This is a genomic window from Nocardioides luteus, assembly GCF_014648595.1.
GTDB lineage: Bacteria > Actinomycetota > Actinomycetes > Propionibacteriales > Nocardioidaceae > Nocardioides > Nocardioides luteus.
Genome location: NZ_BMRK01000023.1, coordinates 21,080 through 28,809, shown reverse-complemented (window position 1 = coordinate 28,809; position 7,730 = coordinate 21,080). Strand labels below are relative to the sequence as shown.

The window sequence follows — 7,730 nt, the reverse complement described above, 5'->3', positions numbered from 1 at the left end:
GCCGAAGCGTCAGGCCCGCCGGCCGAAGCGTCAGGCCCGTCGGGCGAGGCGTCAGGCCCGTCGGACGAAGCGTCAGGCCCGTCGGACGAAGCGTCACCGGCTGCCATCTCGACCGACCGGAGCGACGCCTCGACCTGCGGGAGCGACGCCTCGGCCAGCGGGGGTGACGCCTCGGCCTGCGGGGGTGACGCCTCGGCGGGGAGGGGGATGACGTGGTCGGCGAGGTCGATGAGGGTCTGGCGGTGGGCTACGAGGACTACGGAACGGGTGCGGGCGAGGGTGGTGACGGTATCGGCGATGATCCGCTCGGTGTCGGGGTCGAGGTGGGCGGTGGGTTCGTCGAGGAGGATCCAGGGGCGGTCGGAGAGTACGACGCGGGCCAGCGCCAGGCGGGCACGCTCGCCTGCGGAGAGGGAGCGGCCGTCCTCGGCGAGGTCGGCGGCGAGGCCGCCGGCGAGCTCGGCGACCCGGTCGGCGAGGGCGACCCCCTCTAGCACCCGCCACAGGTCGGTGTCGGTCGCCTCCGGCGTGCCCAGGCGCAGGTTGTCGGCGATCGTGCCGCTGACGAAGACCGGGCGCTGAGGGAGGTAGGCGAAGGTGCGTCGCCAGCCGTCGCCCGCCTCCGGGGTACCGCCGTCTAGCTCGACGGTGCCGGCGTAGGTATCCACCAGGCCGGCGATCGTGGTCAGCAGCGTGGACTTGCCGCAGCCGCTCGGGCCGACGATGGCGGTGATGCCACGGGGCGAGATGGTCGCGGAGGTCGGTCGGAGGGCCGGCCTTTCGCGGTCGGGGTAGGTGACGGAGACGCTGTCGAGGTGGAGGGACTGTGTTGGTCTCGACACCGGCTCGCTGGCGCTCGCCGGGCTCGACCGACGGTTCTCGCTGGTCGAGCCGCCGGAGCCGCTAGGCGAAGGCGTGTCGAGACCAACACAGTCTGCTGTCTCTTCGAGGGTGGCAGACCCCTCGGCCGCGGCGTGGAACTCGGTGCCGACACGGCGCAGCGGCCAGTACGCCTCCGGGGCGAGCAGCAGCACCACGAGCGCGGTCTGCAGGTCGACCGAGCCGGAGGCCAGGCGGATGCCGATAATGACCGCGACGAGCGCGACCGAGATCGTGGCGACGAGCTCCAGCACTCCGGAGGAGGCGAAGGCGATCTTCAGCGTCTCCAGGGTGCGGCGGCGGTAGCGGTCGGTGATGGTGGCGATGACGCGCGACTGCGCGCTCGCCCGGCCGAAGGCGACCAGCGTCGGCAGGCCCTTCATCACGTCGAGGAAGTGCCCGGCCAGAGCCGACATCGCGCGCCACTGGCTCGCGGCCTGGTCGCGCGTGGCGAGCCCGACGAGCACTCCGAAGACCGGGATCAGCGGCAGCGTGAGCGCGACGATCAGGCCGCTGAGCGGGTCGGTCCAGGCGATCACCGCGAGCACCATGAGGGGCAGTACGCAGGCGAGCACCAGCGCCGGGACGTACCTGGTCAGATACGGCTCGGCCGCCGAGACGCCACGCGTGGCCAGCGCCGACAGCGACCCGGATCGGCCCGCCTGGCCGCGCAGGATCGAGCCGACCACCCGGCGCCGCAGGTCCGCGCCGACGGCTCCGGCTGCCCGGGCGCCGGCCAGGTCGGAGACGATGCCGACGAGAGCGCGCGCGGCGAAGACGGCGACCACGACCAGGGCCCAGGTCTTCACGGAGGGGGTCTCGACAAGCTCGACCACCGGGGACAGCTCGACCACCTGCGCCGAGCTGTCGCCGACGGCGGCGATGAGCAGCCCGGCGACGGCGTACGTCTGCAGGATCAGCAGCACCGCACCGAGCACCCCGGCGCCCAGGACGACCGCCAGCGGCCACCGGGCAACCGACAGCTGGGCTCGCAGCCGCGGGTCGTTCGGCCGCATCAGTGTGCCGCGGGGATGTGGTGGATCGAGATCCGCTTGCGGAAGATCCAGTAGGTCCAGGCCTGGTAACCGACCACGAGCGGCGTGAACACCGCGGCGGCGATGGTCATCAGCTTGAGCGTGTAGGGCGTGGCGGCGGCGTTGGTCGTCGTCAGCGAGTTCGCGACGTCCGTGGTCGACGGCATCACGTCGGGGAAGAGCCCGACGAACAAGCCGGCCACGGCGAGCCCGATGGCGAGGAAGGTGCCGGTGAAGGCGATCCCCTCACGCCCCACGTACGCAGCCCCGAGCCCACCCACGAGCGCGACCGCCGCCACCGCGAAGATCACCGCGGTCGCCAGGTTGCCGGTGATCGCCTGGGTCCAGACCAGGAACACGACGGCGAGGACGGCTGCGGCGACGCCGAGCCGCAACGCCAGCGCGCGGGCACGGCCGCGGATCTCACCGTCGGTCTTGAGCGCGATGAAGAGCGCGCCGTGGGTGAGGAAGAGCGAGAGCGTGACCAGCCCGCCGAGCAGACCGTAGGGGTTCAGCAGGGTCAGCACGGTGCCGGTGAACTCGAAGTCGGCGTCGATCGGCACGCCGCGCACGATGTTGGCGAAGGCCACGCCCCACAGGAACGCCGGCACGTAGGACCCGAAGATCACCGCGCGGTCCCACCAGCCGGCCCAGGTGGCCGAGGGCCGCTGGTGGCGGTACTCGAACGCGACCCCACGCACGATCAGCGCGATCAGGATGAGGAAGAGCGGCAGGTAGAAGCCGGAGAAGAGGGTGGCGTACCACTCCGGGAAGGCCGCGAAGGTCGCGCCTCCCGCGGTCAGCAGCCAGACCTCGTTGCCGTCCCAGACCGGGCCGATCGTGTTGATCATGACGCGCCGCTCGCGGTCGTCGCGGGCGAGCACCGGCAGCAGCATCCCGACGCCGAAGTCGAAGCCCTCCAGGACGAAGTAGCCGATCCACAGCACGCCGATGAGGCAGAACCAGATGGTGGTGAGTTCCATGGGTGTCTCCAGTGATCCAGCTCGTCGCGACTCAGTACGCGAAGTTCATCGGCTCGTCGGCGTCGGCGCCGTCAGGACCCGAGCCGCGCAGGGAGGGAGAAGGCGGCTCGACGAACGGGTCCGGAGCCTTCTTCACGTACTTGATCAGCAGCCCGACCTCGACCACCGCGAGCACGGCGTAGAGCGCGGTGAACCCGAGCAGCGACATCCACACCTCCCACGGCTCGACGCCCGGTGAGACGCCCTGCGCCGTGGTCAGCACGCCGAAGACCACCCATGGCTGGCGTCCCATCTCGGTGAAGATCCAGCCCATCGAGTTGCCGAGCAGCACCATCACCGGCGCCGAGATCGCGAGCGCGGGTAGGAAGCGCCCGACCAGCCCCGACGGCGTACGCCCCCGGCGGGTCAGCCACAGCACGGCGAACCCGACGAGGCTGCCGACGACGCCGAGGCCCATCATCCAGCGGAAGGTCCAGTAGGTGACCGGGATGTTCGGGGTGTAGTCGCCCGGCGAGTAGTAGGTCTCGCCCGGCGTCGCCCCGTACGTCTCGCGGTACTTCTCCTGCAGGTCATAGATGCCCTCGACCTTGCCGTCGAAGGTGCCGGTGCCGAGGAAGGAGAGCACGCAGGGCACCTCGAGCGCCCACTTCTCGTGCTTCCCGTCACGGGTACCGATGGTCAGCACCGAGAACGGCGCGCACGAGTCCGAGGTCTCCCACAGCGCCTCGGCGGCAGCCATCTTCATCGGCTGCACCTCGGTCATGATCTTGCCCTGGACGTCGCCCGAGACCGCGACACCGATGCCCGAGACGGCCATGACCCAGGCCGCCAGCACCATCCCACGCCGGTACATCGGCCGCTCCGAGCCGTCGCGTCCCGGTCGGCGCAGGTAGAGCCAGCCCAGGATGCCGAGCATGAAGGCCGCCGAGGTCAGGTACGCAGCGAGGATGACGTGCGGGAACGTGCCCAGCTGCACCTTGTTGACCATCACCGCCCAGAAGTCGACGAGCTCGGCGCGCCCGGTGACCTCGTTGAACCGGTAGCCGACCGGGTGCTGCATCCAGGAGTTGGCCGCGAGGATGAACCACGACGAGGCCAGGGTGCCGAGGTGGACGATCCACATGCACGCGTTGTGCAGCGCCCGCGGCAGCTTGTCCCAGCCGAAGATCCACAACCCGAGGAAGGTCGACTCCAGGAAGAAGGCGAGCAGCGCCTCGATCGCCAGCGGTGCCCCGAAGACGTCCCCCACGAACCGGGAGTAGTCCGACCAGGTCATCCCGAACTGGAACTCCTGCACGATCCCGGTGACGACGCCGAGGGCGAAGTTGATGAGGAAGAGCTTCGCGAAGAACTTGGTGAGCCGCAGCCACTCGGGGTTCTTCGTACGCAGCCAGATCGTCTCCAGCACGGCGACGAGCATGGTGAGTCCCACCGTGAGCGGGACGAACAGGAAGTGGTAGACGGTCACGATGCCGAACTGCCACCTGGCCAACTCCAGGACGCTGTCCATGGCCCGGACTATGTCACCGCCGTCCCACACGCATCATGAGCCCCTGCTTAAGGCTTGCTGATTTGTGAGCCACCACACCAGACCGACGAAAACAAACCCGGCCGCCCTGGGCTCGAGGTCACGACCGCGGGGGGATGATCGCGACCTCGAGTCCGGGACGGCCGGGCTCTTGAGTCTTCGTGCCACCAGGACCGCAACAGATGGGGGAGCTGATGCGGCAACCCTGGTGTCACTCAGTGCTGCAGGCCGAGGCGAACCTCAGTCCGTGAGATCACTATCTCACCATTCGCCGCCGTTCATTGCGGTCTAGGACGGACTGTTTACGTACTGTAAACAGGTAACCTGCGTATCAGTGCTCCCAATACGCGTGCGATACAGCGTCTCCACAGAAAATCCGGTTGGGTTTTGGATGTACCTTGAGGGTCGGGGGTGAGCATGGCGGATCGAGAAGGTGTCCTCGCGCGCGTGGTCGACGAGGTCATGGGCTACGTGGGCGCAGGCCTCAGCGTGCACCTCGTCGGACCCCGGGCTTCCGGGCGCAGCGAGCTCTGCTCGCTGGTCGCCGAGCGCCTCGAGGACGACGGCCTGATCGTGCTCCGGCTCAGCGGACATCGCGCCTGGCAGAACGAACCGTTCGCCGCCCTGACCGCCGCCGGGATCGGCGGCGCACCCACGTCGGCTCCCCGGCGCAGCATCGGCGAGATGACCGCCGCGCTCAGCAAGCAGGTCAGCAGCGGCACGGTCCTGGTGATCGACGACGCCGACGCTCTGGACACCCACTCCGTCGGCGCGCTGCGCAACCTCCACCGCCAGCGGCGGCTCCTCGCCGTCACCAGCAGCCGTCACCGGCACCCGGTCGCCGAGAACACCTTGATGCTCGGCATCTCCCCGGCGGTGCAGGTGCGCTCCCCCGCGCTCGAGGTCGCCGAGGTGCACGAGGTGTGCCGCTCCATCCTCGGCAGCCCGATCGAAGCCGGCTCGCTGGCCCGGATCGCGATGTCGACCGGTGGGCTGATCGGGCTGGTGCGAGCCATCGCCACGGTCGGGCCGCGGGCAGGGGTGCTCGAGCAGCTCGACGGCCTGTGGCGGCTGCCGCGGCGTACGGGCTGGGCTCCTGAGCTGGCCACTGCCGTCGAGCCGCTCGTCGCCGGCCTCGACCAGGCCGGGTGGGACGGCGCCACCGCGCTCGCCGTGACCGGTCCGGTGCCGCTGGACGAGGCCGAGAAGATGCTCGATCGCAGCGTGCTCGACGCGCTCTTCGCCAACGGGCTGGCCCGCCACAGCCAGGACGGTCCGGGCACCGGTGTGGTCGGCCTCTACCCGCCTCTCGTCGGCGACTACCTGATCGCCGAGGGATCCGCCTTCGGGCTGGTGATCGCCCGCAACCACCTCGACGGCGACCAGCGGCTCCTCGACCACCACACCCGCCGACCGCGCGGCGCCGACGCCGCCCTGCTCCACCAGCGCTCGCTGCGCCAGATGGCCGACGAGGTCGCCCGGGCGCGCCGGGCCTGGACCGAGATGCCCTCGTCCGAGACGGCGCTGCCGCTGCTGGTCGCGCTGCGCAACACCGCCGCACCCCGGGAGCAGATCGAGGAGGTCGAGCGGCGCACCCCGCTGACCGACAGCCAGGAGTCGGCCTGGATGCTGGCCTGGTTCGCCACCTGGAAGGCGGTCGAGCTGGGCGATCTCACCGCTGCCAAGACCGTGCTCGACGAGGGGCTGGGCCGCCTGCCCACCTTCGCGGCGACCCTCGCCGCGACCAAGGCCCACCTGGAGTTCCAGACCGCGTACGTCCCCGAGCTGCCGACCCTCGAGCCCGACCCGCGCGACACGGTCGGACCCGAGGTGCTCGGCATCGTCGCCGCGGAGCGGCTCCTGGCCGCCGGGCAGGTCGAGCAGGCGCGCAACCTGCTGGAGAGCCAGCATCCCGCGCACGCCCACACCATCGGCCTGCACGCCTTCCTCGTCGGGCTGGCCGACGTGCTGGGCGGTGATCTCGACCGCGCGATCGAGTTCGCCCGCGAGCAGCTCGAGGCGGCCAACCAGAGCGCCAACGCGGTGCTCATCCAGAACCACGCCTATCTCAGCGTGCTCGGCCTCAGCATCGCCGGGCGCCTCAACGAGGCGAGCCAGGCAGCGTTCCAGAGCCTCTCCTCCTCCAGCGTCGCCGCCTACCGCGACGTCGCCCACACCGGCATCCTGACCCTCGGCGCCGAGATCGCGATGGCGCAGGGCCGCCCGGAGTACGCCCGCAGCCTCGCCTCCCAGATCGGCGGCGCGCAGGTCGCCTTCGGCCCGTGGCCCGGGATGGTGGCCAGCATCATGGCACCCAACGACGGCCGGATGCCCAGCCTGCGCGAGCTCTGCGAGCTCGTCGGCCAGCGGCTCGACGCCGGCTACGTCACCGGCGGCATCTTCCTCGCCGTCGAAGCGGTCGAGCGCGGCGTCAACCAGAACAAGCACATCACCCGAGCCGCCGAGCTCGCCACCGCCACCGAGAGCCCGCTGCTGCAGGGGCTCGGGGCGTACGCAGGGACCACCGCCGCGGGCGACATCGACGGTCTCCGCGAGGCGATCGTGACGCTCGCCGACGCCGGCGCGCTCGTCTTCGTCACCCGGGCCGCGATCTCGCTGGCGATCCTGCAGCGGGAGGCCGGCGACCTAGCCGGTGCCGCCGAGACGCTCGACACCGCATGGGAGCGCTCGGAGATCTCCGGCAACCGGTCCGGGCTGTTCCGTCGCGCGGCGACCCACGTCGGGCTCTCCGCACGCGAGAGCGAGGTGCTCCGGCTGCTGCCCGAGGGCCCGACGACCGCCAACCTGGCCGCCGACCTGGAGATGAGCACTCGCACCGTCGAGACCCACCTGCACAACATCAGCCGCAAGACCGGCGTCTCCGGCCGCGAGGATCTCGCGCGGGTGGCGACCACCTGGCTCAGGCCGGCGCCGATCGGCGACTACTCACCCGGCTCCAGGCACTTCACCAGCGGGTCGTAGAGCTCCTTGCTGGCCTTCTGGTCCGCCTTCGAGAGATCCTCGGGGCTGATCTGAGACACGTCCTCGGCATCCACCAGGAGACGTACGGCTTCGTCGGAGAGGTCCGACTCGTAGTAGGTCTTCGCCAGGCAGGCGGCCTGCTCCTTGCTCACCTGGTCACCGCTGCTCCGGGCGATCTGGCCCTCGATCTCCTTGACGCTCGGCCGCTCACCGCCACCGCTGCCGCCCTCGCCGCCCCCGCACGCGGTCAGGGTGAACAGGGCCGTCGCAGACACCGTCGCAAGAGCCACGAGGCGGCGTCGGAGGACGCCTCGGGACCCGCTC

5 protein-coding genes are annotated in these 7,730 nt (G+C 70.6%); 1 reads left to right on the top strand and 4 read right to left on the bottom strand.

Annotated features, from left to right (window positions below):
* The 3 genes from cydD to IEY81_RS20970 all read right to left on the bottom strand — a co-directional run.
* Nucleotides 1-1,895 (bottom strand): thiol reductant ABC exporter subunit CydD (gene cydD / locus IEY81_RS24365; RefSeq protein WP_229788050.1); only part of this gene is annotated, 1,895 nt, incomplete at its 3' end.
* Nucleotides 1,895-2,896, bottom strand: coding sequence for a cytochrome d ubiquinol oxidase subunit II (gene cydB / locus IEY81_RS20975; protein WP_189120442.1), 1,002 nt, complete (start codon nucleotides 2,894-2,896; stop codon nucleotides 1,895-1,897). The genes cydD and cydB, both read right to left, overlap by 1 nt.
* 31 nt (nucleotides 2,897-2,927) lie before the next feature.
* Nucleotides 2,928-4,406 (bottom strand): cytochrome ubiquinol oxidase subunit I, encoded by a 1,479-nt coding sequence (locus IEY81_RS20970; RefSeq protein ID WP_189120441.1) that lies wholly within the window; start codon nucleotides 4,404-4,406, stop codon nucleotides 2,928-2,930.
* Between the two features lie 435 nt (nucleotides 4,407-4,841).
* On the opposite strand from IEY81_RS20970, the gene IEY81_RS20965 reads away from it, so the two are divergent.
* Nucleotides 4,842-7,406: a helix-turn-helix transcriptional regulator gene (locus IEY81_RS20965; RefSeq protein ID WP_189120440.1), complete on the top strand. Its 2,565-nt coding sequence runs from the start codon at nucleotides 4,842-4,844 to the stop codon at nucleotides 7,404-7,406.
* Here the strand turns inward: IEY81_RS20965 and IEY81_RS20960 are convergent.
* Nucleotides 7,367-7,681 (bottom strand): hypothetical protein, encoded by a 315-nt coding sequence (locus tag IEY81_RS20960; RefSeq protein ID WP_189120439.1) that lies wholly within the window; start codon nucleotides 7,679-7,681, stop codon nucleotides 7,367-7,369. The two genes, IEY81_RS20965 and IEY81_RS20960, sit on opposite strands and share 40 nt — an antisense overlap.
* Between the last annotated feature and the right edge of the window lie 49 nt (nucleotides 7,682-7,730).